The sequence below is a fragment of the Streptomyces sp. CBMA123 genome (genome assembly GCF_014596465.1).
Lineage (GTDB): Bacteria > Actinomycetota > Actinomycetes > Streptomycetales > Streptomycetaceae > Kitasatospora.
Genome location: NZ_MECK01000488.1, coordinates 1 through 1,255 on the forward strand (window position 1 = coordinate 1; position 1,255 = coordinate 1,255).

Consider the following 1,255-nt stretch of genomic DNA (forward strand, 5'->3'; position numbering starts at 1 on the left):
GACCACCTCGCGGGCCACCCCGACGTCGGTGGAGACCACGGCCCGGCCGCTGAGCATGGCGTCGGCGAGTAGCCGAGGGCTGCGCTGGGAGAGCGCGGAGAAGACGGCCACCGTGCCGCCCTGCCAGGCCTCGGCGAGCGAGCCGGGCCGCCCGGCGAAGTCCACCGCGCCGGCCACCCCCAGCCGCTCGGCGACCGCCGCGCAGTGCGCCCGGTAGCCGAGGGCCGCCTCCTCGCCGTGCACCACCAGCCGGGCCGCGGGCAGTTCGGCGCGCACCCGGGCGAAGGCGTGCAGCATCAGTTCGGTGTCCCGGCCCGGCTCCAGCGCGCCGGCCCAGACCAGGGTGGGCCGCCGGGGCTCCGGCCCGGCGGCCGGGCGGTCCACCCCTGGGATGCCCTCGTACACCACCCGGGTGCGCGCCGGATCGGCCCCGCAGCGGCGCTGCCACTGCTGGTCGTGGGCGCTGCCCGGGGTGAGTATCGCGGCCTGCCGGTAGGTCTCCTCGGTGAGCGCCCGGAAGAAGGACAGCAGCAGCGCCCGGACCGGCGTGCGGGTGTCCCCGGCCGAGGGCTGGGGGAGGGAGGGCGCCTCGTGACCCGCCCGCCCGCCTCCGGGCGCTCGAAGCCGACGCCGACGGTCTCCCCCGGCCTGGCGGCTGGGAGGTGCCCCCGGGCTCCGGCGCGCGTCGCTCGCCTGTCGCTCGCCCTCCTTGCCCGCCGGCGGGCAGGAGGGGCCCACCCGTTCGGCACCCGCGTGCCCTTCGGCTCGGGGCGGGCAGCCGAGGTACTGCTCGCGCAGGTGCAGGCCGTGCTCGGTGACCACGAACGGCACCCCGTGCAGCTGCCGGGCCACCAGGGCGGGCAGCGCGGCCGGGCCGCCGCCGACCACGTGGCACAGGTCGGCGCCGCCGAGGCCGCCGGGCCCGGTGCCGTACCAGGGCGCGGACAGCGGGCGCAGGCACTGCTCCAGCAGGTCCGCGGCGACCAGCACGTCGCGCACCAGCGGCTGTCCGGCCGAGGTGTCCGCGCCGGGTAGCCGCCAGGCCCGTTCCAGCACCCGGCGGGCGTGGACGGAGGCGAGGAACGCGGGCAGCGTGCCCGCGTCCTCCCGGGCCAGCGCCGCCAGCCGGTACAGCCCGGCCCCGAAGCCGGCCCGCTCCCCCGGCAGCACCAGCGCCCGCACCAGTTCCTCGTACGCCTGGGCGTAGTGGCGTCCGCGCAGCGCCCCGGGCGCCCGGCCGCGCGGCCAGCCAGAT

The 1,255-nt window shown here is 79.4% G+C and carries 1 protein-coding gene; it reads right to left on the minus strand.

Annotated elements, in window-relative coordinates:
* Positions 1–1,255: DUF3492 domain-containing protein (locus BG452_RS34945; RefSeq protein ID WP_188308360.1), on the minus strand; the 1,255-nt coding region annotated here is incomplete at both ends.